At 62.5% G+C, this 21906-nt stretch carries 22 protein-coding genes; 16 read left to right on the plus strand and 6 right to left on the minus strand.

The window, feature by feature from the left end:
* The first annotated feature begins 8 nt into the window (after window positions 1-8).
* From nqrF to sthA, 4 genes are read left to right on the plus strand one after another with little or no spacing between them, the layout of a single operon-like run.
* Window positions 9-1235 (plus strand): NADH:ubiquinone reductase (Na(+)-transporting) subunit F, encoded by a 1227-nt coding sequence (gene nqrF, locus CQ007_RS08550; RefSeq protein ID WP_105645101.1) that lies wholly within the window; start codon window positions 9-11, stop codon window positions 1233-1235.
* A gap of 1 nt (window position 1236) precedes the next feature.
* Entirely contained in the window at window positions 1237-2259 is a 1023-nt protein-coding gene (locus tag CQ007_RS08555) for an FAD:protein FMN transferase (protein ID WP_105645278.1), read from the plus strand.
* 4 nt (window positions 2260-2263) lie between these two features.
* Window positions 2264-2497 (plus strand): (Na+)-NQR maturation NqrM, encoded by a 234-nt coding sequence (nqrM, locus tag CQ007_RS08560; protein WP_105645103.1) that lies wholly within the window; start codon window positions 2264-2266, stop codon window positions 2495-2497.
* 53 nt (window positions 2498-2550) lie between these two features.
* Complete coding sequence (gene sthA / locus CQ007_RS08565) at window positions 2551-3948, plus strand: Si-specific NAD(P)(+) transhydrogenase (protein WP_105645105.1); 1398 nt, start codon at window positions 2551-2553, stop codon at window positions 3946-3948.
* Between the two features lie 21 nt (window positions 3949-3969).
* Here the strand turns inward: sthA and CQ007_RS08570 are convergent, their stop codons facing one another.
* From CQ007_RS08570 to CQ007_RS08580, 3 genes are read right to left on the minus strand one after another with little or no spacing between them, the layout of a single operon-like run.
* Window positions 3970-4701 (minus strand): glycerophosphodiester phosphodiesterase, encoded by a 732-nt coding sequence (locus CQ007_RS08570; RefSeq protein ID WP_105645107.1) that lies wholly within the window; start codon window positions 4699-4701, stop codon window positions 3970-3972.
* Window positions 4702-4708: 7 nt separating this feature from the next.
* Window positions 4709-5002, minus strand: a complete 294-nt coding sequence (locus CQ007_RS08575) for a phosphodiesterase (RefSeq protein ID WP_105645109.1) — start codon at window positions 5000-5002, stop codon at window positions 4709-4711.
* A complete protein-coding gene (locus CQ007_RS08580) occupies window positions 4999-5583 on the minus strand; it encodes a PilZ domain-containing protein (protein WP_105645111.1) in 585 nt (194 codons plus the stop codon). Before CQ007_RS08580 ends, CQ007_RS08575 begins: the two co-directional genes overlap by 4 nt.
* A gap of 94 nt (window positions 5584-5677) precedes the next feature.
* On the opposite strand from CQ007_RS08580, the gene CQ007_RS08585 reads away from it, so the two are divergent.
* Window positions 5678-6922 (plus strand): lipoprotein-releasing ABC transporter permease subunit, encoded by a 1245-nt coding sequence (locus tag CQ007_RS08585; RefSeq protein WP_105645113.1) that lies wholly within the window; start codon window positions 5678-5680, stop codon window positions 6920-6922.
* On the plus strand, window positions 6915-7601 hold the full coding sequence (lolD, locus tag CQ007_RS08590; protein ID WP_105645115.1) for a lipoprotein-releasing ABC transporter ATP-binding protein LolD: 687 nt from the start codon (window positions 6915-6917) through the stop codon (window positions 7599-7601). Before CQ007_RS08585 ends, lolD begins: the two co-directional genes overlap by 8 nt.
* Before the next feature lie 9 nt (window positions 7602-7610).
* Here the strand turns inward: lolD and CQ007_RS08595 are convergent, their stop codons facing one another.
* Window positions 7611-8135 carry a DUF2062 domain-containing protein gene (locus CQ007_RS08595; protein WP_105645117.1) on the minus strand — a complete coding sequence of 175 codons (525 nt, stop codon included), beginning with the start codon at window positions 8133-8135 and terminating at the stop codon, window positions 7611-7613.
* 101 nt (window positions 8136-8236) lie between these two features.
* On the opposite strand from CQ007_RS08595, the gene CQ007_RS08600 reads away from it, so the two are divergent.
* The 7 genes from CQ007_RS08600 to murB are packed head-to-tail and all read left to right on the plus strand — an operon-like array spanning window position 8237 to window position 14691.
* On the plus strand, window positions 8237-10519 hold the full coding sequence (locus CQ007_RS08600; RefSeq protein WP_105645119.1) for a DNA internalization-related competence protein ComEC/Rec2: 2283 nt from the start codon (window positions 8237-8239) through the stop codon (window positions 10517-10519).
* Between the two features lie 46 nt (window positions 10520-10565).
* Window positions 10566-11240: a MotA/TolQ/ExbB proton channel family protein gene (locus tag CQ007_RS08605; protein ID WP_105645122.1), complete on the plus strand. Its 675-nt coding sequence runs from the start codon at window positions 10566-10568 to the stop codon at window positions 11238-11240.
* 3 nt (window positions 11241-11243) lie between these two features.
* Window positions 11244-11675, plus strand: a complete 432-nt coding sequence (locus tag CQ007_RS08610; protein WP_105645124.1) for a biopolymer transporter ExbD — start codon at window positions 11244-11246, stop codon at window positions 11673-11675.
* On the plus strand, window positions 11672-12703 hold the full coding sequence (gene lpxK, locus CQ007_RS08615) for a tetraacyldisaccharide 4'-kinase (RefSeq protein ID WP_105645126.1): 1032 nt from the start codon (window positions 11672-11674) through the stop codon (window positions 12701-12703). Before CQ007_RS08610 ends, lpxK begins: the two co-directional genes overlap by 4 nt.
* Window positions 12704-12716: 13 nt before the next feature.
* Entirely contained in the window at window positions 12717-12902 is a 186-nt protein-coding gene (locus CQ007_RS08620; protein ID WP_105645128.1) for a Trm112 family protein, read from the plus strand.
* A 2-nt stretch (window positions 12903-12904) separates the two neighbouring features.
* Window positions 12905-13666, plus strand: coding sequence for a 3-deoxy-manno-octulosonate cytidylyltransferase (gene kdsB, locus CQ007_RS08625; protein ID WP_105645130.1), 762 nt, complete (start codon window positions 12905-12907; stop codon window positions 13664-13666).
* Window positions 13666-14691 (plus strand): UDP-N-acetylmuramate dehydrogenase, encoded by a 1026-nt coding sequence (murB, locus tag CQ007_RS08630; RefSeq protein ID WP_105645132.1) that lies wholly within the window; start codon window positions 13666-13668, stop codon window positions 14689-14691. The genes kdsB and murB overlap by 1 nt, the downstream gene beginning before the upstream one ends.
* A gap of 88 nt (window positions 14692-14779) precedes the next feature.
* Here the strand turns inward: murB and rne are convergent, their stop codons facing one another.
* Window positions 14780-18019, minus strand: a complete 3240-nt coding sequence (gene rne, locus CQ007_RS08635) for a ribonuclease E (RefSeq protein ID WP_105645134.1) — start codon at window positions 18017-18019, stop codon at window positions 14780-14782.
* Between the two features lie 538 nt (window positions 18020-18557).
* On the opposite strand from rne, the gene rluC reads away from it, so the two are divergent.
* The 3 genes from rluC to CQ007_RS08650 are packed head-to-tail and all read left to right on the plus strand — an operon-like array spanning window position 18558 to window position 21213.
* Window positions 18558-19532 (plus strand): 23S rRNA pseudouridine(955/2504/2580) synthase RluC, encoded by a 975-nt coding sequence (gene rluC, locus CQ007_RS08640; RefSeq protein WP_105645280.1) that lies wholly within the window; start codon window positions 18558-18560, stop codon window positions 19530-19532.
* A 1-nt stretch (window position 19533) separates the two neighbouring features.
* Window positions 19534-20211 carry an HAD-IA family hydrolase gene (locus CQ007_RS08645; protein ID WP_105645136.1) on the plus strand — a complete coding sequence of 226 codons (678 nt, stop codon included), beginning with the start codon at window positions 19534-19536 and terminating at the stop codon, window positions 20209-20211.
* Entirely contained in the window at window positions 20212-21213 is a 1002-nt protein-coding gene (locus CQ007_RS08650; protein WP_371919810.1) for a S49 family peptidase, read from the plus strand. It begins immediately after the preceding gene.
* Here the strand turns inward: CQ007_RS08650 and CQ007_RS08655 are convergent.
* Window positions 21205-21783, minus strand: a complete 579-nt coding sequence (locus CQ007_RS08655) for a nucleoside triphosphate pyrophosphatase (RefSeq protein ID WP_105645138.1) — start codon at window positions 21781-21783, stop codon at window positions 21205-21207. The genes CQ007_RS08650 and CQ007_RS08655 overlap by 9 nt on opposite strands.
* Between the last annotated feature and the right edge of the window lie 123 nt (window positions 21784-21906).

The raw sequence follows: 21906 nt of genomic DNA on the forward strand, positions 1-21906 counted from the left end.
GAGCGGACATGTCGATTCTTGATTTATTGCTACCCATCGCGATGTTCACTGGCATCGTGCTGGTGCTGGTGGTAATTATTCTGCTGGCCCGTACCCGGCTGGTTTCCAGTGGCGATGTCAGTATTGAAATTAACGGCGAGAAAACCATTACCGTGCCGGCGGGGGGCAAGTTGCTGGGCACCCTGGCGGATAATGGTATCTTCCTTTCTTCGGCTTGCGGTGGCGGCGGTACCTGTGCCCAGTGCAAATGCATGGTGGAAAGTGGTGGCGGTGAGATGCTGGCCACTGAGGAAAGCCACTTCAACAAGCGCGAAGCCCGGGAGGGCTGGCGTCTATCCTGCCAGACACCAGTCAAGCAGGATATGAAGATCAAGGTCCCGGAAGAGGTATTCGGGGTCAAGAAGTGGGAGTGCGTGGTTGAATCCAACCCCAACGTGGCGACCTTCATCAAGGAGCTGACGCTGCGCCTGCCGGAAGGCGAGAACGTGGATTTCCGCGCTGGTGGGTACGTACAGTTGGAATGCCCGCCTCACACGGTGCACTACAAGGATTTCGATATTCAGCCTGAATTTCATCCCGATTGGGACAAGTTCGATATCTGGCGCTATGTGTCCAAGGTCGATGAGTCGGTGATCCGCGCCTACTCCATGGCCAATTACCCGGAAGAGAAGGGGATCGTCAAGTTCAATATACGTGTGGCTACCCCCCCGCCAGGTCAGGATCATATCCCGCCGGGCATCATGTCTTCCTATGTATTCAGCCTCAAGCCGGGCGACAAGATCACCGTGTATGGGCCCTTCGGTGAGTTCTTCGCCAAGGATACCGATGCGGAGATGGTGTTCATCGGCGGCGGCGCCGGTATGGCACCGATGCGCTCGCACATATTGGATCAGTTGCTGCGACTCAAGAGCACGCGCAAGATGTCCTTCTGGTATGGTGCACGTTCGCTGCGAGAAGCCTTCTATGTCGATGAGTACGATAAGTTGGCGTCCGAGCACGAGAACTTCGAGTGGCATCTGGCGCTGTCGGATGCCCTGCCCGAAGACAACTGGGAGGGGCCTACCGGCTTCATCCACAATGTGCTGTACGAGAATTATCTGAAGGACCACCCGGCCCCGGAAGATTGTGAGTTCTACATGTGTGGGCCGCCGATGATGAACGCGTCGGTGATCAAGATGCTGGAGGAACTGGGGGTTGAACCCGAGAACATCCTGCTCGATGACTTTGGCGGCTGATATGTTGCGTTGGCTTTTCTGGCCCGTCGGTGCTGTTGCCTTGGCAGCAGCCCTGACGGGCTGTTTCAATTCTGCAGAGCCGGTGGCCGAGATCTACGGTCCGACCATGGGCAGTACCTATTCGATCAAATGGGTGGGGGGGGAAGGAACGCCGCCGCCAGCCGAGGTCAAGACCCTGATCGATCAAATGCTGGAGGAGTTCGAAAGTATCGCCTCCACCTGGCGCCCCGACTCGGACCTGTCGCGCTTCAATGCGGCACCGGCGGGCACCTGCCAGGAGATGCCGCAACCGATCCTGGATCTGGTGCTGTTGGCGCAGCAGCTGCATGAGGACAGTGGTGGCAGCTTTGACCTGACCCTGGAGCCGCTGATGCACTTGTGGGGGTTTCATGGGGATATTGGCTCACAGCAGGTGCCGGACCCGCGGCAGTTGGCCGAGGCCATGGCGCGCACCGGACATGAGCATCTGCATATCCGTGGCCGGCAACTGTGCAAGGACACCCAGCTGGAACTGGATGTGAGTGGCATTGCTGCCGGCTATATGGTCGACGAAGTAGCCGAACGTCTGATGGCCATGGGCATCAAAGACTATATGGTGGAGCTTACCGGGGAACTGAAGGCTGACGGCCAGAAGCCGGGGGGGAGTCCCTGGCGCATTGCCGTGGAGGAGCCCCGGGACGAAAGCCGGGTCGCGCAGCTGGTATTGCCCCTGCGCGGCTATGGCGTTTCCACCTCTGGTGATTACCGCAACTACTTCGAGCACGAAGGGCAGCGGTACTCGCACACCTTCGACCCGGTCAGCGGCAAGCCGGTGATGCACGACCTGGCCGCCGTGACGGTACTGCACGAGTCCGCCGCCTGGGCCGATGGGCTGTCCACCACCTTGCTGGTGAAGGGCTCGGAGCGCGGCTGGGATTATGCGCTGGAGCACGATATTCCGGCGTTGTTCGTCATTCGTCAGGGGGATGGCTTCGTATCCCGCAGCACTCCCCGATTCATCGCCCTGCAACAGGGCAAGGAGTAGAACCATGCTTTGGGTCGTGACTTTTTCGGTGATGCTGCTATGTGTCGCCGGTATGGCGGTTGGCGTCATGGCCGGCCGCAAGCCGATTGCCGGTTCCTGCGGCGGTATCGGAGCTATGGGGGCGGATGCCAGCTGCAGTCTGTGTGGCGGCAACCCCAACAAGTGCGAGGAGTCGAAGCAGGAAACCGGTTCGACAGCCCCCCCGGCATTGGGCTACGACGCCACTCAGAGAAAGTGAATGGCGCAGGCTGCACAGGAATCTATCTGAGGATTGCTACAGGACCGAATTGAATGGCTGTTTACAACTATGATGTGGTAGTGCTGGGCGCAGGCCCGGCGGGAGAGGGAGCTGCGGTCAACGCGGCGAAGCTGGGACGCAGGGTTGCGGTGATCGAGGAACGGAACATGGTGGGCGGCAACTGCGTTCACCTGGGTACCATTCCGTCCAAGGCGCTGCGCTATTCGGTCAAGCAGATTATTCAATTCAATACCAATCCGGTATTTCGCACGGTGGGCGAGCCACGGGACTTTTCCTTCCCGGATGTGCTCAAGAGCGCGGAAAAGGTCATTTCCCGTCAAGTACGTTCGCGTAATAGCTACTACGCGCGTAACCGCATCGATCTGTTCTTCGGCAAGGGTAGTTTTGCCGATGCCCATACCATCGAGCTGGTCAACGCCGAAGGGGCTGTGGACCGGCTCGTGGCTCAGGAAGTCATTATTGCCACTGGCTCAAGGCCGTACCGTCCGGCGGATGTCAATTTCAACCACCCGCGGATATATGACAGCGATACCATCTTGCAGCTCAACCATACTCCGCGCACATTGATCATCTACGGTGCTGGGGTCATCGGCTGCGAATATGCCTCCATCTTTTGTGGGCTGGGAGTCAAGGTGGATCTGATCCACAACCGCGACCGCCTGCTGAGCTTCCTCGATGACGAGATTTCCGATGCTTTGAGCTACCATCTGCGCAACAGCATGGCGCTCATCCGTCACAACGAGGAGTACGAAAAGATCGAGGGACTGGACGGCGGCGGAGTGGTACTGCACCTGAAATCAGGCAAGAAGATCAAGGGTGACGCGTTACTCTGGTGCAATGGCCGCTCCGGCAATACGGATGGCCTGGGGTTGGAGAACATCGGCCTGCAGTCCAACAGTCGCGGCCAGGTGTTGGTGGACGAGAACTATCGCACCGAGGTGCCCAACGTCTATGCGGCCGGGGATGTGATCGGCTGGCCAAGCCTGGCCAGTGCTGCCTTCGACCAGGGACGTTCGGCGGCGGGGAATATTGTGGAGAATGACAGCTGGCGGTTCGTTGATGACGTGCCGACCGGCATCTACACCATTCCCGAGATCAGCTCGCTGGGCAAGACGGAGCGTGAGCTGACCAGCGAAATGGTGCCCTACGAGGTGGGCCAGGCCTTCTTCAAGAGCATGGCACGGGCGCAGATCAGCTGCGAGCCGGTGGGCATGCTGAAGATCCTGTTTCATCGCGAGACGCTGCAGGTGCTTGGGATCCATTGCTTCGGCGACCAGGCCTCCGAGATCGTGCATATCGGCCAGGCAATCATGAGTCAGAAGGGGGAGGCCAATACCATCAAGTACTTCGTCAATACCACCTTCAACTACCCGACCATGGCGGAGGCCTATCGGGTCGCCGCGCTGGACGGCCTCGGCCGGCTGTTCTGACCTGCCACCTGTCTGGTGCGGTCAGTCGGCCGCGCCAGACTCCAGTACCGTGACAGCCAGTTGCGGTACATCGGTGATCAGGCTATCGACTCCCATCTCGCGCAATTGCAGCATCAGCTGCGGCTCGTTCACCGTCCACACCGAAACGTGCAGGCCGTGCTGGTGTGCCTGGGCGACTCTGGCCGGGGTGCACAGCTTCCAGCTCAGCACCAGAAAGCGGCACTGATAGCGCAGGGCGCTCTTGACCGGGTCCAGCAGGCCATACTCCTCGACCAGTCCGGTCGGTAGCGGGCAGCCACTATCCCGGGCATGGCGCAACAGCGCACGACTGGATGAGGTGATCACCACCTTGTCTGCCAGGCCGTGGGCATCGACCAGCCGGGTAATGGCATCGATCACCCGGCGTGACTGCGCCGGCGATCCGCTCTTGACTTCCAACTGATAGTGCTCGAATTCCGGGCAGGCCTGGAACAGTTGTTCCAGAGTGGGAATCGGGCAGGGCTCCGCCCAGCCGGCCAGACCGAGGCGGGCGTCGATGCGGGTCAGATCGGCGGCGCGCAGGGCCGCGACCTTGCCCTTGATGCCGGTGGTGCGCTTGAGAGTCGGATCATGGATGACCATCAATTGATGGTCAGACGACAGGTGCAGGTCCAGCTCCACCCGGGTCACCCCAGCCTGCAGCGCCTTGCGGAAGCTGGGCAGGGTGTTCTCCGGGGCTTCGCCGCGAGCACCGCGATGGCCGTAGATGAGCATGGGGTCTTCAGTTGCCGGTGGGGATGTGTTGGCGCACGCTGTGGATCACCTTGTCATGTTCGAAGTAGACGCTGAAACCCGGATAGTCCCAGCGGCTGATCGGTGGTTGGCCGACCGCCGCGTGACGGGTGGTCGGCGCACCGTGGCGCTGCTGTACCGCGCTGGTGCTGGTGCCGCGCTGGGGCAGATCGAGTTGCTGGCTGACCGCCTGCTGGCCCAGCGGTATGGACAGGGTCTCGGCCTGTACGATGGTGGCGGCAAACAGGGTGGTGACCAGGGTCAGGGGCAGAAGTCGTTTCATGTCGATGTCCTTTCGTTGTGTTTCGCAGCACGGATTTCCTGTGCCTGTTTCTGCACGATATGCCGAGCCAGCAGCTGGCGCTGGGCATCGTTGCACTGTGCGAAGCTTACCTGTATCAGGTACTGGTCGGAAGCGTCATCCCGGACACAGTCGGCAATCTGCACCGTTGCCGCCAGGCCGATCGGGTCCGGCAGCAGCAATCGCAGGACGATCCACTGGCCTACGGCCAATGCCCGATGGGAAGGGAAGGTCAGACCAGCCTCGCTGAGGGTCACGGCCAGTGGTGTCCCCATATCCTCGACCAGTTGCAGGGACAGGGCCCGGCCGATCAGCTCGACCCGCTTGTTGAGGATCTTCAGGTAGGCGGCCAGACCGCGATCATGCTCACCGATCTGGCGCAACAGATGCTGTGATTCATGGTCCAACAGGTGCAATTCACCGAGCAGGCCGAACAGTGGGGATGGCTCGGGTTGGGGGGGATGCTCGGCGGGTAGGGCATCGATCAATTGATAATCCAGCGCCAGTCGATCCTGGATCTGGAAGTAGCCGGAGTGAACGCCATCGTGATTGTTGGTTTGCATGTTTCAGGCCCGTTTACCGAAACCGGTTTCAGTGTAACATGTCAGCCCGAACTGCCATTCATCGGGACTTTTCTCATCAGGTAACTGGTATTCCATGTTCAGACCCTTGCCGTTTTTCATCGGGTTGCGCTACACGCGCGCCAAACGTCGTAATCACTTTATATCCTTTATTTCCCTGATCTCCATGCTGGGGCTGACCCTGGGCGTGCTGGTGATGATTCTGGTGCTGTCGGTCATGAACGGTTTCGACCGTGAGCTGCGCACCCGCATTCTCGGCATGGTGCCGCACGCCAGCATCAATGGCTATCAGCCGATCGATGATTGGCGCAGCCTGGCCACCGAACTGGAGTCCCATCCCGAGGTTGCCGCTGCCGCCCCGTTCATCCAGATGCAGGGCATGCTGACCCACAATGGCAGTGTAGCCCCGGTACTGGTCAGCGGCATCATTCCCGAGGCGGAAGCACAGGTGTCGATCATCGACCAGCACATGCAGGCCGGCAGCCTCGATGACCTGAAGGAAGGCGAGTTCGGCATCATCATCGGCGAACTGATCGCCAAACGTTTCAATGTCCAGTTGGGTGACAAGCTGACCTTCGTCATGCCCGAGGCCTCGGTCACCCCGGCTGGCGTGTTCCCCCGGCTCAAGCGCTTCCATGTCACCGGTGTGTTCAAGGTCGGCGCCGAACTGGATGCTTCCATGGCGCTGATTCACGCCGCCGATGCTGCGCGTTTGAGTCGCTGGGAGCCGGGCCAGGTGCAGGGCATACGGCTGCGTCTGGTTGACCTGTTCCAGGCGCCCCAGGTGTCCTGGGATCTGGTGACACAGTTGCCGGGGGAGTATTACGCGCAGGACTGGACGCGCAGTCACGGCAACCTGTTCGCCGCGATCCGCATGGAGAAGACCATGATCGGCCTGTTGTTGCTGCTGATCGTGGCGGTGGCGGCATTCAATATCATTTCCACCCTGGTCATGGTGGTCACCGACAAGAAGGCCGATATCGCCATCCTGCGTACCCTGGGAGCCTCGCCCGGCACCATCATGGGCATCTTCATGGTCCAGGGCTCGGTCATCGGGGTGGTCGGCACCCTGGCTGGCGGTATTCTGGGGGTACTGGCGGCGCTCAATGTCTCGGCGCTGGTAGCCGGGCTGGAAAAGCTGCTGGGTACCCAGTTTCTCAGTTCCGATGTGTATTTCATCAGTTATCTGCCGTCCGAGCTGATCTGGACGGATGTCGTGATCATCTGCACCGCTGCGCTGGGCATGAGCTTTCTGGCTACCCTGTATCCGGCCTGGCGTGCATCCCGTACCGAGCCGGCGGAGGCCCTGCGTTATGACTGAAGTAGTACTGGAATGCCGGAAGCTGGGCAAGCGATACGCGGTAGGCCCGCAAAGTCTGCAGGTACTGGACGAGGTCGATCTGCGGTTGCAGGCTGGCGAGCGTATCGCCATCGTTGGCAGTTCAGGCTCGGGCAAGACGACCCTGTTGAATATGCTCGGTGGCCTGGACACTCCAACCACCGGCGAGGTGTGGCTGGCGGGGCGGCAGATGTCGGCGCTCAAGGAGTCCGAACGCGGACAGCTGCGCAACAGCGATCTGGGCTTCGTCTACCAATTCCATCACCTGCTGGCTGAATTCACCGCGCTGGAGAACGTCTGCATGCCCCTGCTGATCGGTGCAACGCCGATCGACCAGGCGCGTGAACGCGGCCTGGCGATGCTGGAGCGCGTTGGTCTATCGCCCCGTGCCGGTCACAAGCCGGCCGAGCTGTCGGGTGGCGAACGCCAGCGGGTGGCGATCGCCCGGGCGCTGATCAACGAGCCGGCCTGTGTACTGCTGGACGAACCGACCGGCAACCTCGACCAGCACACTGCCCGCAGCGTGCAGCAATTGATGCTGGAACTCAGCCAGCGGCTGGATACCGCCTTTCTGGTGGTTACCCACGATCTGGCGCTGGCCGCGCAGATGGATCGGGTGCTGACCCTCGATGAAGGCCGGCTGGTGGCACAGCAAATCTGAACAGTTGATTCAGGACTGACGACGGCGTCGCATTTTGCGGCGCTTCCAGTTGCGTGCAACCCAGAAACGCCAATACAACAGGGTGCCGAAGTAGCCAATGGCGGCGGCGGCGACGGCTGACACCAGTGAGCCGGCCAGCATGGGTTGCCAGATATGGTGAATCTCTGTCGTCAGCCAGGTGATGGACAGTTCCGGCGGCATGGTGCGTTCCGGGGCGCCCAGCAGCAGGGTGCCGAGCTTGTACTGCATGAAGAATACCGGCGGCATGGTGATCGGGTTGGTCAGCCACACCAGGCTCACCGAGATCGGCAGGTTGGCCCGTATCATTACAGCGATGAACGCGGCCAGCAGCATCTGCATGGGGATTGGCAGCAGGGCCGCGAACAGGCCGCCGGCCATGGCCCTGGCGACGCTGTGCCGGGTCAGGTGCCAGAGGTTCGGATCATGCAGCACGGTGCCCATGAAACGCAGCGACTTGCTGTGCTTGATCCGTTCCGGGCTGGGCATGTAGCGCTTGAGTAGCTGACGTGGCATCGCAGGCTGATCGGTAGGCGGGCTAAACGGCAATTATGCTCCTAATGGGGTATTCCGGCCACCCATCGCCGTGGTATTGAAAATGACTGGATATTTCGCACATGGTTGTGCCGTTGTTTCTGATCGCCCTGATCACCGGCATGTTGCTGCCGCTGAGCTGGAGCAGTCTGCCTCCGACCTGGCTGGCAGCGGTGCCGCTGGGCCTGGCAGTGCTGCTCTGGCATGTCCGCCGGCTGCGCTGGTTGTTGCCGTTGTCCATCGGTCTGCTGTGGGCCTGCCTGTTTCATCACCAACTGCTGGGTCAGCGCCTGTCGACGGAGTTCGATGGCGTTCGTGTGCAGGTGGTGGCGCAGGTCAGGGGACTGCCCGAACCCACCGAGAGTGGCTGGCGCTTCGATCTGGAGCAGGTGCGGTTGGCCGACACCGGCCAACCGCTGCCACCCTTGCGCGCGCACTGGTTCGATGGCCAGCCGCTTAGCCCGGGCGAGCGCTGGCGCTTCGAGATGACCCTGCGGCGTCCGGCCGGCATGGCCAATCCTGGAGGCTTCGACTACGAGGCCTGGCTATATGCCCAGGGTATCGGTGCGCTCGGCAGCGTGCGGAGTGGGCAGCGGCTCAGCGAGGCACAGCCGGGCCCGGGTATCGCCGCGCTGCGCAACAACATACGCCAGCAACTGGAACAGGTACTCGATGGTCAGCCCGGCGGTACCCGTCTGACGGCTTTGGTAGTCGGCGACAAGAGTGTACTCGGCCGGGAGGATTGGCAGACATTGCAGGCCACCGGCACCAGCCACCTGATGGTCATTTCCGGTTTACATGTGGGCATGCTGGCGGCTGCGGTATTCGGTGTGGTGACGCTGCTGGGGCGCTGCGGAGTGCTGGTCTGGCCCTGGCCGCGGCTGTGGCTGGCGATGCCGCTGGTGATCGTGGTCGCTGCCGTATATGCCTTGCTGGCCGGATTCGATGTGCCGGTACAGCGGTCCTTGCTGATGATCACCCTGGGGCTGCTGATCCAGTTGCTATACCGCCAGCCGGGGTTGTGGACATTCTGGCTGGTGGCCTTTGCCGGGGTGGTGGCGTTCAATCCTGCGGCGCCGCTGCGCGCCGGCTTCTGGCTGTCGTTCATTGCGGTCGGCTTGCTGCTGTATGGCATGGGCGCCCGATTGGGCACGGCCAATATCTGGTGGAAGTGGGGGCGTGCGCAGTGGCTGGTATTCGTCGGCCTGTGGCCATGGCTGTTGCTGTGGTGCATGCCGGCCAGCCTGACGTCGCCATTGGCCAATGTGCTGGCGATCCCCTGGGTCAGCCTGCTGGTGGTGCCGGCAGCGTTGCTGGGCACGGTGCTGCAGATGCTGTTCGACTTCCCCTGGCTGGTCAGGGCTGCCGCTGTGGCACTGAACTGGCTATTCGACGGACTCGACTGGGTGGCCCGGTTGCGCGAGGCCGAGCGTCTGGCATTTCCCGGCTGGGCGGGTTTTCTCCTCGGTCTGGCTGGGGTCACCGCGCTGCTCAGCCCGCTGGCGCGGTTGTTGTGGTTGCCGGGCCTGGTCTGTCTGCTGGCCTTGTTGCTGCCACCGCAACCACGGCCGGCGCCTGGCCAGCTCTGGGTCACCGTACTGGATGTGGGGCAGGGGCTGTCGGTCTTGCTGCAGACCCAGCGTCATGACCTGCTGTACGACACCGGGGCCCGCTTTGCCAGTGGCTTCGATCTGGGCGAGGCAGTGGTGCATCCGGCCCTGCTGGCGCTGGGGGTGCGCAAGCTGGATATACTGCTGCTCAGTCATGCCGACAACGATCACGCCGGGGGCGCAGGCTTCATTGCCGCCAACCTGCCGGTCAAGCGCACGCTGGCGGGGCAATATGCCGCGCTCGACCCTCTGCTCCAGGCACAGCCGTGCATTCCAAGCGAGCATTGGAGCTGGGATGACGTACGTTTCGAGGTGGTGCATAGCCCGCCACCCCCGGCATCGGCCAACGAGCAATCCTGTGTGCTGCGTGTGGTCGCTGGCCAGGGGGCGGTGGTACTGCCCGGGGATGTGGGAATTCGTGGTGAATATCAGATGCTGGACAAGCCGCTGAGCGCCGACCTGCTGCTGGCACCCCACCATGGTAGCCGCAGCTCCTCATCCTACGCGTTCATCCGCGCGGTCAACCCGCGCTGGGTAGTGTTCAGTGCCGGTCGGCACAGTCAATACGGCCATCCACATCCCAGGGTTGTGGAACGTTACCGCGAACTGGGAGCCGAACCAGTTTATACTGCCACCGCCGGAGCGATACGCTTTGTCCTGGACGACACAGGGAAGGCCCGCCGGGAGTGGTCCTGGCGTGAGCGTGCACAACGCTTCTGGCATGAAGATCGAGCACCGGGCCGGCTGGCTGAATAGTCGCCAGCAGGCGTGCTAGAGTAGACCAATTTTGGAGGGAACGTCTGTGTGGGAATTGATCAAAGCCGGCGGTTGGCTGATGCTGCCGATCGTATTGTCCTCGGTGGTGGCCGCAGCCATCGTTCTGGAGCGCCTGTGGACGCTGCGCAGTAACCGCGTCGCGCCGGCCAACCTGGTAGGGCAGGCCTGGCGCTGGATCAAGGACGGCCAGCTCGATACCAGTCGGCTCAAGGCGCTGCGTGCCGACTCCCCGCTGGGCGAGGTCCTGGCGGCCGGCCTGGCCAATGCTCATCATGGCCGGGAAATCATGAAGGAATGCATTCAGGAGGCGGCGACCAAGGTCATCCACGAGCTGGAGCGCTACCTCAGCACCCTGGGCACTATTGCCGCCGTGTCCCCGCTCCTGGGGCTGCTGGGCACCGTGATCGGGATGATCGATGTGTTCACCGCAGTCATGCTGCAGGGCACTGGTAACACCGCAGTGCTGGCTGGTGGCATTTCCAAGGCGCTGATCACCACCGCCGCGGGCCTGACCGTGGCCATCCCCGCGCTGTTCTTCCACCGCTTTCTGTCCCGCCGGGTCGACGAGCTGGTGGTGGCCATGGAGCAGGAAGCGACCAAATTGGTTGAAGTGGTGCAGGGCCAGCGTGATGCCGATTTCAACGGCAGCGCTCCGGCGGCACAGGACAAGCGGCCCGTCAGCCTGGCCAAAGGGAATTGACCGATGAATTTTCGACGCAGGACCCGGGTGGATACCGATATCAACCTGACGCCGCTGATCGATGTGGTGTTCCTGTTGCTGATTTTCTTCATGGTATCGACTACCTTCACCCGGGAAACCCATCTGAAAGTCGACCTGCCGGAGTCCGTCTCCGGCGAGCGGGCCGAGAATGCTGATCAGCAGCAGATCGAGGTACTGATTTCCGCTACCGGCGAGGTGGCGATCAACGGCAATGCGCTGATCGATCCCGGTCTGGAGACGCTGAAGGCGGCATTGGCGCGTGAAGCCGGTGGCAACCACGCTCTGCCGGTGGTGATCACTGCCGATGCCAGGACGCCGCATCAGTCAGTCATCACCGCCATGGATGCTGCCGGCCAGCAGGGCTTCACCCACCTGCGGCTGACCACCAGTGAGCCGGAAAACCCGGCGCCATGAACGGCTTCTCCCTGGAGCGCTTCATGCTCCGTGCCTGGTATGAACGGCATGGCTGGCTGAAGCTGCTGCGGCCACTGTCGCAACTGTATCAAGGGGTCGCCACGCGCCGCCGACAACGCTACCTGGATGATCCTTCGGCCAGTTGGCAACCGCCAGTGCCGCTGATCGTGGTGGGTAACATTACCCTCGGTGGTACCGGCAAGACGCCAATGGTGATCTGGTTGGTAGAACACCTGCGTGATTGCGGGTTGCGTGTGGGGGTCATCAGTCGGGGCTACGGCTCCAAACCGCCTTCCCGGCCCTGGCGCATCCAGCCGACCGAGGATGGTCCCGAGCAGGTCGGCGACGAGCCACTGCTGATCGCCAGTCGCTGCCAGGTGCCGGTGGTGATCGACCACGACCGTGCCAGGGCGGGGCGGCATCTGCTGGAACACGCGGCTGTCGACGTGATCATCAGCGATGATGGCCTGCAGCATTACCGCATGGGGCGTACGCTGGAACTGGTGATGATCGATCACGGGCGTGGTCTGGGCAATGCCCGCTGCCTGCCTGAAGGTCCGCTGCGCGAACCCGCCAAGCGCCTGGAATCGGTGGATATGCTGGTACGTACCGGTGCCGATGTTGATGCCGATGGCGCTTTCGCCATGCAACTGCAGGCCGTGGATCTGGTCAACCTGAAGACAGGTGAGCGCATCAAGCCGGCGCAGTGGAAAGCACCGCCCCGGGTGCAGGCGGTCGCGGGTATCGGCAACCCCGAGCGCTTTTGCAAGACCCTGGAGAATCATGGCTTCGTGCCGGAAATCCATGCCTTCGCCGATCACGCCCAGTACAATGCCGACAGCTTCGCCGAGTTCGACCATGGCGAGCCGTTGATCATGACCGAAAAGGACGCGATCAAATGTGCCGGCTTCGCGCGCGACAACTGGTGGTACCTGAGCGTCGATGCCTGCTTGAGCGCCGCCTTCACCGCGGCGCTGCATGAAAGACTGGACCGCCATCTGCGGTCCAGCCGGAAAACCTTTCCCTGACCGGAGTCTGACGATGGATCCCAAATTGCTCGATATCCTGGCCTGCCCATTGTGCAAGGGCCCGCTGGTGCAGAACCAGGACAAGACCGAACTGTGGTGCCGGGCCGATGGTCTGGCCTTCCCGGTGCGTGACGGTATTCCCGTGATGCTTGAGGGTGAAGCGCGTGCGCTGGACGCGGACGAGAGGCTGGATCACTGAACATGTTCCACGTCATCATACCGGCCCGTTATGCCTCCACCCGGCTACCGGGCAAACCACTGCAGGATATCGCCGGCAAGCCGATGATCCGTCACGTCTGGGAGCAGGCCCGCAAGAGTGCCGCCGCATCGGTGACCATCGCCACCGACGATGTGCGCATCGTCGAGGCCTGTCGCGAGTTCGGTGCCGATGCACTGCTGACCCGTGACGATCATCCGTCCGGAACTGATCGCCTGCAGGAGGTGGTCAGCCAACTGGGGCTGGACAGCGAGGCCCATGTGGTCAATGTGCAGGGCGACGAGCCGATGATCCCGCCGGTGCTGATCGACCAGGTGGCCGCCAACCTGCGGGCCTTTTCCGCCGCCAGCATCGCCACCCTGGCCGAGCCGCTGCAGGATATCGACACCCTGTTCAATCCCAATGCGGTCAAGGTGGTGACCGATCACCAGGGGTTCGCCCTGTATTTCAGCCGCGCGCCGATGCCCTGGTGTCGGGATGCCTTTGCCGGGGAGCGTCCGGCCAGTTTGCCCGAGGATATCCCGTTCCGTCGCCATATCGGCCTGTATGCCTACAAGGTCGGCTTCCTGCATGACTATGTACGTTGGCCGACCAGTCCACTGGAAGCCGCTGAGTCGCTCGAGCAATTACGGGCCTTGTGGTTCGGCTGTCGCATCCATGTCGCCGACGCTTGCGAAGTGCCGCCGGCCGGGGTGGATACGCTGGAAGACCTGGAGCGGGTACGCCAGTTGCTGGCTGCACGCTGATGGGAGCGGTGGTCGTCTCCCGGGCGGATCTGCGCCTGCTCAATACCTTCGGTATCAGCGAATATGCCGAACGGTTGGTAACAGTCGAGAACGACATCCAGTTGCGTGAGGCGCTAAGCCTGGCCCGGCAGCAAGACTGGCCGGTGACCCTGCTCGGTGGTGGCAGCAACATGGTGCTGGCCGGCCCGGTGCCGGGCCTGACCATAGCCATGCGCAGCCGTGGGCGGCGGGTGGTCGAGCGCACCGCCGATAACGTCCTGATCGAAGGGGAGGCCGGCGAAAACTGGCATCAACTGGTTGGCTGGAGCCTGGATCATGGTTTCCACGGGCTGGAGAACCTGTCCCTGATTCCCGGTACCCTGGGTGCTGCGCCGGTACAGAATATCGGTGCCTATGGTGTCGAGCTGTGTGATGTATTCGACAGTCTGGATGCGCTGGATCGCCACACTGGAGAGGTCTGTCGCCTGGATCGGGCAGCCTGCCGGTTCGCCTATCGGGACAGCCTGTTCAAGCAGCAACCCGGGCGCTTCGTCATTCTGCGGGTACGCCTGCGGCTGGCTACGCGCCCGCAACCCAGGCTCGGCTATGCGCCATTGGCGGCGGCCTGGCAGGCGCTTGGCCTGCAGCGGCCCGACAGTCGGGTGATCAGCGAACTGGTGTGTCGCATCCGTCGCTCGAAACTGCCCGACCCCGCCCAGCTGGGTAATGCCGGCAGCTTCTTCAAGAACCCCCTGGTCAGTGTCGAACGTGCCACGGCACTGCTGGCAGCCTGGCCAGGCATGCCGCATTACCCGCAGGATGATGGCAGTATCAAACTGGCTGCCGGCTGGCTGATCGAGCAGGCTGGCTGGAAAGGACATTGTCGCGGCAGCGTCGGCGTGCACTGCGAGCAGGCCTTGGTGCTGGTCAATTTCGGAGGCGCGCGGGGTGCCGAGGTAATGGCATTGGCTGGCGATATCCAGCAGGATGTGGCGCGCAGGTTTGGCGTTACCCTGGAGATGGAGCCGCAACTGATCGGCGGCTGACATCGGCGGGTCAGTCAGGCAAGGGAAGGCCATAAACGACAAAGGGGATGCCGATTGGCATCCCCTTTGTCGTTGCTGCAACTGACGATCAGCTTCTCGGAGCCTGCTCGTCATCCTCCTGTGCGGCGGAGTCTTCCTGCTGCTCCACGACACTGGTTCCCGGGTGCGCAGGGATATCCGCCTGCTCGCCGGTCGTGATGACCTCTTCGGCTTCCTCCGTCGCGGCTACTGCCGGGCTCGGCTCAACCTGGGCTTCCTCGATGGTCTCGATGACGTCCTGGGCTTCGGCCATCGCTTCGCTCACCGACTCGACCGGCTGTGCGGTCTGCTCGGCGGGCTGCTGGGCTTCGGCTTGTACCTCGGGCTCGGCTTCCACCTGCTCCTGGGCGGGTGCCTCGGCCTGCTGCTCGGCCAGACGCTTGGCCTCCAGGCGACGCTTGCGGATTTCACGCGGATCGTTGAAGGCGCGGCCGCTTTCGGTCAGGGCTGGGATCGGCTTCTGCTCCGATTCGGCAACCTGTGCCGGAGCCTCGGCGACTACTACCTCTTCGGCAGCAGGCTGCGGTGCCGGAGTCGGCTCCTGGGGCGCTTCTTCCGGCTGGGCAGCGGTCTGCTCGGCGACGGTTGCTGCGCTGTCAACGTCCGGCTCGGGCTGGGCCTCAGGTTCGGCAACAACCTGCTCAACCGCCTGCGGCTGAGCCGCTGGTTCCTCGGTCACGCTGGTCGGTGCCGGCTCGGCTGCCGGTGCGCCACCCTCTTCACGCTGGGACTGGTTGAATGCCTCGACGGCATGCTCGATCGATTGCTCGATATCCGATACTGCCTGGGTCAGGGTTTCCTCAACCGGCTGCTTGACCTCTTCCAGGGGTTCGGCGGAGACCGGGGCAGCTGCTTCTACGGCCGGCTCATTGATCATCTCCGACGGGGCCTGGCCTTCGCTGGCGGCAACCGCCTGGGTGGCAGCGATGGCTACACTGGCCGGAATGATGACCTCGGCGGCGTCATTGCTGCTCTGGTTGGCCGGTTTGTCCGCTGTGTCGGCTGCGCTATCGGCCTGGGCTGCCGCTGCCACGTTTTCGCCAGTGCTCTCGTCCTGGACGGGGCTGCGGCTGCGACGGTTATTGCGGCGGCGCTGGCTGTTGCGTGAGCGGCGCTTGGGACGATCCTCTTCCGAGCCGCCCTCGCTGCCGGACTGCTCCAGAGTCAGGTCGGTCAGTTCCTCATCCTGCGCGGCAACCGGTTCTGGCTGGCGTGGAGTGCGGCGTTCCTGACGGCTGCTGTCCTCGGTCTGGGCTACGCGCTGCTCGGTATTCTCGCTGCTGGCACTGCCGCTGCTGCGACGGCGGCGACGGCTGGAGGTGCTGCCTTCGGCCTTGCTGCTCGGTACGCTTGCCTGGCTGGGTGCGGCGGCTTCGGCTGCCGGCTCGGCACTCTTGCGCTCGCCGCGCTGGGCCTGGGGCCGCTCGCTGCGTTCGCCGCTGCGCTCACCGCGCTCCGGCCGCTGACGGCGGTTGCGGTTGGGGCGACGCTCGGCATTGCGGTTACCTTCGCGCGTGGTTTTCTGGGTGGCATCGCTGGCAGGCTGCTGCTCGGCTTTCTCAGCCTGGCTGCTGTCGCCGGAGAACATGCCCACCAGGGACTTGATCAGCGATTTGATCAGGCCTGGCTGGGATTCCTGAATGGCCTTGGTTGCCGCAGCAACGGGAGCGGGGGCCGGTGCCGGGGCAGGGCGTGACGGGGCAATGCTCTTGACCGCCGCTTCCTGACGCACGATAGCACGGGTCTGGCTGACCTGGACGGGCTCTTCCTGCTCGACCTCGGCGCTCATGGTGTAGCTGGATTCGCCATTGAGCACGGCTTCCTGGTCATCGCGCAGGCGCTGGACCTCGAAGTGCGGGGTGTCCATGTGGGCGTTCGGCAGTACCAGCAGGCGGACCTGGGTGCGGGCCTCGGTCTTGGCCAGGACGTCGCGCTTCTCGTTGAGCAGGAAGGTGGCGATCGATACCGGCACGTGGGCGCGCACCTCGGCGGTACGATCCTTCAGCGCCTCTTCCTCGATCAGGCGCAGTACCGACAGGGACAGCGACTCGACATCACGAATGGTGCCGCGACCGTTGCAGCGTGGGCAGACGATACCGCTGGTCTCGCCCAGGGAGGGGCGCAGACGCTGACGGGACATTTCCAGCAGGCCGAAGCGGGAAATACGGCCCACCTGGACCCGGGCGCGGTCGGCCTCGAGGCTTTCGCGCACGCGCTCTTCCACGGCGCGCTGGTTCTTGGCCGGGGTCATGTCGATGAAGTCGATGACGATCAGGCCGCCGATATCACGCAGGCGCAGTTGGCGGGCGATTTCCTCGGCGGCCTCCAGGTTGGTCTGCAGTGCGGTTTCCTCGATATCGCCGCCCTTGGTGGCGCGTGCCGAGTTGATGTCGATGGATACCAGCGCTTCGGTATGGTCGATCACGATGGAGCCGCCGGACGGCAGCTTGACCTGGCGGTCGAAGGCAGTCTCGATCTGGCTTTCGATCTGGAAGCGGTTGAACAGCGGCACGCTGTCTTCGTACAGCTTGACCTTGCTCGCATACTGCGGCATGACCTGGCTGATGAAGTTGAGCGCTTCCTCCTTGACCGTTTCATTGTCGATCAGTACCTCGCCGATATCCTGGCGCAGGTAGTCGCGGATGGCGCGGATGATGACGTTGCTTTCCTGATAGATCAGGAAGGTGCCGCTGCGCTCGCTGGAGGCGCTCTTGATCGCCTCCCACAGTTGCAGCAGGTAATCGAGGTCCCATTGCAGTTCTTCGGCACTACGGCCAAGACCGGCGGTACGCACGATCATGCCCATGTCGGCAGGGACGTTGAGGCTATTCAGGGCTTCGCGCAGTTCGTTGCGCTCTTCGCCCTCAATACGGCGGGAGATGCCGCCAGCGCGGGGGTTGTTGGGCATCAGCACCAGGTAGCGGCCAGCCAGGCTGATGAAGGTGGTCAGCGCGGCGCCCTTGTTGCCACGTTCTTCCTTGTCGACCTGGACAATGACTTCCTGGCCTTCCTTGAGCACTTCCTTGATGTTGACGCGGCCTTCGGGCTGCTTGGTGAAGTATTCGCGGGAGATTTCCTTGAGCGGCAGAAAACCGTGGCGCTCGGAGCCGAAGTCGACGAAGGCGGCCTCGAGGCTGGGTTCGATGCGGGTGATGCGGCCCTTGTAGATATTGGATTTCTTCTGCTCGCGGGCGCCTGATTCGATGTCCAGGTCATACAGCCGTTGGCCATCTACCAGCGCTACGCGCAACTCTTCTGGCTGAGTTGCGTTGATCAGCATTCTTTTCATGAAGTACCGTTGTGTTTCCAGTGCTTCCCGGAACACGAGTACGGCACCTGATTCTTCCGTTAGGTGTCAGGCGTGTTTCTGCTTGGGCCAACCTTGCCCTTGTTCAGAGTTCACATTGCTGTTGCCGTTGGGCAGCTGCAGTTCAGTCTGTCTATGGCGAGTACAGAGAAACTTTACTTTTAGGGAGGAATCAGCCGGACTGGGGACGGGGACACGATCAATGCAAGTGTCAACGCTCGTCACATCATCCTGAAGCTGTGCATCTCCACCTAATCACTTTCCCATCTGAATCGGGTGCCGCTCGTCGCCTTCCGGGGAGCGGGTTAATATTCTGCCAGCCTGTGGCCCGCAGCATGTTTTCTCGAGGTTCGCCGGCGCTGCTTTCCGGGCCTGACGAAGGCTCTATATCACTATTTCTGGGAGGGGTGCGGCAATCGGATCGACTACCAGGGCCTCCTGCTGCCTTTTGCGCAGCTCGCCGGACTATAGCAGCATTATTCAAGTGCTTCAATTGCATGAAAAAATGTATGATGCGCCCATGAAAACCGACCAATCCGTTATCTCTCCCAACGTGCAAACCGACCTGATCTCCGAGGATATGGCCGGTCAGCGCATCGATAATTACCTGCTGACGCGTCTGAAAGGTGCGCCCCGGACGCTTATCTACCGCATCCTGCGCAAGGGCGAGGTGCGGGTCAACAAGGGCCGGATCAAGCCCGAGTACCGCTTGAAGGCGGGCGACAGCATTCGCATACCGCCAGTGCGCCTGCCGGAGGCCGATGCTCCGGCGCTGGTCGGGCAGGGCATCCTGAATGCCCTGGAACAAAGCATCCTGTATGAAGACAAAGGCCTGATTGTGGTCAACAAGCCCGCCGGCCTGGCCGTACATGGCGGTAGTGGCCTGAATTTCGGTGTGATCGAGGCGATGCGTCAACTGCGCCCGACCGAAGCGCAGCAGTTGGAACTGGTGCACCGGCTGGACCGGGATACCTCCGGCTGCCTGATGATCGCCAAGAAGCGCAGCATGTTGCGGCATCTGCATGCCGAGTTGCGTGGCGACGGTCCGGGCAAGGGCGTGAACAAGCGCTACCTGGCGTTGGTGCGCGGGCGCTGGCCGTCGCAGGTAAAGAAGGTGCACGCTCCGTTGCTGAAGAACAACCTGCGCTCGGGCGAACGTATGGTGGAGGTCAACCCGGAAGGCAAGGAGTCGCTGACCGAATTCCGCGTGGTCCAGCGCTTCGGCGATTTCGCCACGCTGGTTGAGGCGCGGCCCATCACCGGGCGTACCCACCAGATCCGCGTGCATGCGCGCCACGCCGGTCACCCGATCGCCGGTGATGCCAAATACGGCGACGATGAGTTTTCCAGAATAATTCGAGAAAAGGGCGGTAAGCGATTGTTTTTGCATGCAGCTTCTCTCGCTTCTCAACTACCGGAAGGGGGGTGCCTGGAAGTTCGGGCCGAGCCTGGAGCGGTCTGGGACCTGACGCTGCGCAAGCTCGAGAAGGAGTGACATGAATACCCTGATCTTCGACTGGGACGGTACCCTGGCCGACTCCATCAACAATATAGTGACGGCCATGCAGCGTGCTGCGGTGGATGTGGCTTTGCCGGTATGCTCGGTGCGGGAGGTGCGTGACATCATCGGCCTGGCCCTGCCGGATGCGGTTGCCGTGCTGTATCCAGAGCTTGATCAGCCGCTGTTGGCGCAACGGCTTATCGAGGCGTATGCCGAGAACTATCTGGCGTTGGAGCGGGACCCGTCGCCGCTGTTCGAGGGTGTGCATGTCGCGCTCGATGCGCTGCGTGCCCGGGGCTTCCACCTTGCCGTGGCGACCGGCAAGGGACGCCGGGGGCTGGATCGCATGCTGGCCTCCCATGACCTGGAAGACTACTTCGACGTCACCCGCTGTGCGGATGAAACCGCTGGCAAACCGCACCCGCGGATGATCGAGGAAATCCTCGGTGAGCTGGGTGTGGCTCCGACCGATGCCTGCATGGTGGGCGACAGCGAATTCGACATCATGATGGGGCACAATGCCGGGGTGCGCCCGGTGGCGGTCACCTACGGTGCCATGACCCATGAACAACTGCTGCGCTGCCAGCCAGTGCATTGCGTGGACTCTTTCGACGAGTTCCACGGGTGGGCTCTGCCCCAGTTTCGGACCAGTCAGATGATAGAGGTGCAATAGATGCAACAGGACCAATGGACCGAGGGCCCGATGATCGAGCGCAACCAGGCCAAGGCACAGAAGGAAGATCGCAAGGCCTGGGAGCTGCTGGAGAAGTCCTTGCTGGCTTCAGTGCAGGAGCAGCGTCGTTCACGGCGGTGGGGGATATTCTTCAAGAGCCTGACCTTCCTCTATCTGCTCGGCGCGTTGTTCCTGTTCTCGCCGTTCGCCGGGTTCGAGGGGGCGGCGACCACCGGCAAGCCGCACACCGCGCTGATCGAGGTGCGCGGGACCATCGCCGATCGCCAGGAGGCCAGTGCGGACAACCTGGTCACCAGCCTGCGTCGGGCCTTCAAGGATGAACAGACCCAGGCCGTGGTGCTGCGCATCAACAGTCCCGGTGGCAGCCCGGTGCAGGCCGGCTATGTATATGATGAGATCAAGCGCCTGCGAGCACTGCATCCGGATACCCGGTTGTATGCGGTAATTGCCGATATCGGTGCCTCCGGTGCCTATTACATTGCGGCTGCGGCCGATGAGATCTATGCCGACAAGGCCAGCCTGGTCGGTTCGATCGGGGTCACGGCCGCTGGTTTCGGTTTTGTCGAGACGCTGGACAAGCTGGGCGTTGAACGGCGTACCTATACCGCGGGTGAGCACAAGGCGTTTCTCGATCCGTTCCAGCCCGAGCGCGCAGATGAGCGTGCGTTCTGGCAGACGGTGTTGGAAACCACTCACCAGCAGTTCATCGATCAGGTCCGGCAGGGTCGGGGGGAGCGCCTGAAGGAACATCCCGAGCTGTTCAGTGGTCTGGTGTGGTCGGGCGAGCAGGCGCTGGAGCTGGGTCTGGTGGATGGCCTGTCCAGTGCCTCGGCGGTGGCGCGGGAGGTTGTCGGTGCCGAGGAACTGGTCGACTTCACCTACCGCGAATCGCCATTCCAGCGTTTTTCCCGGCAGTTGGGCACCAGCATCGGCAATACGCTGGCCACCCACCTCGGCCTGGCTGCGCCGGTATTACGGTAAGCGCACGCCTTCCTGGCGCAGCATGTCGCACAGCCTGATCAGCGGTAGTCCGATCAGGCTGTTCGGGTCATCGCCGCGCAGCGCGCGAAACAGGGTGATGCCCAGGCCCTCCATCTTGAAGCTGCCGGCGCAATCGTACGGCTGCTCGCGCAGCAGATAGCGCTCGATGCTGTCCTCATCCAGTTCTCGGAAGCTGACATGGAACGGCTCGCTGGTCAGCTGATAGGCTCCGGTGCGGCTGTTGAGCAGGCACAGGGAGGTGGTGAACTCCACCGTACGACCGCTGCAGCGCCGCAGTTGCTGTTGCGCTGCAGTGTGGTTGCCGGGCTTGCTGATCGGCTGGCCATCCAGCAGCAGGACCTGGTCCGAGCCGATGATCAGGTGATCCGTAAATCTCCCGGCCAGTGCCTGGGCCTTGCCCAGTGCCAGGCGCTGGGTCAACTGTTCGGCGCTTTCATTGGGCCGGGGTGTTTCATCTATATCCGGCGCTGCGCACTGGAAGGCGAGCTCGAGGCGTTCGAGCAGGGCACGGCGATAGGGTGAGCTGGAGGCGAGAACCAGGTCAGGCATTTGCTGTCCTTATTACTAGAAAGTATCGCGATTCTATCCCGGCCAGAGTCTGGCGTGGCGAAGATGCGGTTTTTCAACAAATAGTTTTGACAGCAGCACCCTTGGTGCCTAGAATTGCGCGCT

The sequence above is a fragment of the Pseudomonas sp. MYb185 genome (assembly GCF_002979975.1).
In the GTDB taxonomy this organism is placed as follows: domain Bacteria; phylum Pseudomonadota; class Gammaproteobacteria; order Pseudomonadales; family Pseudomonadaceae; genus Halopseudomonas.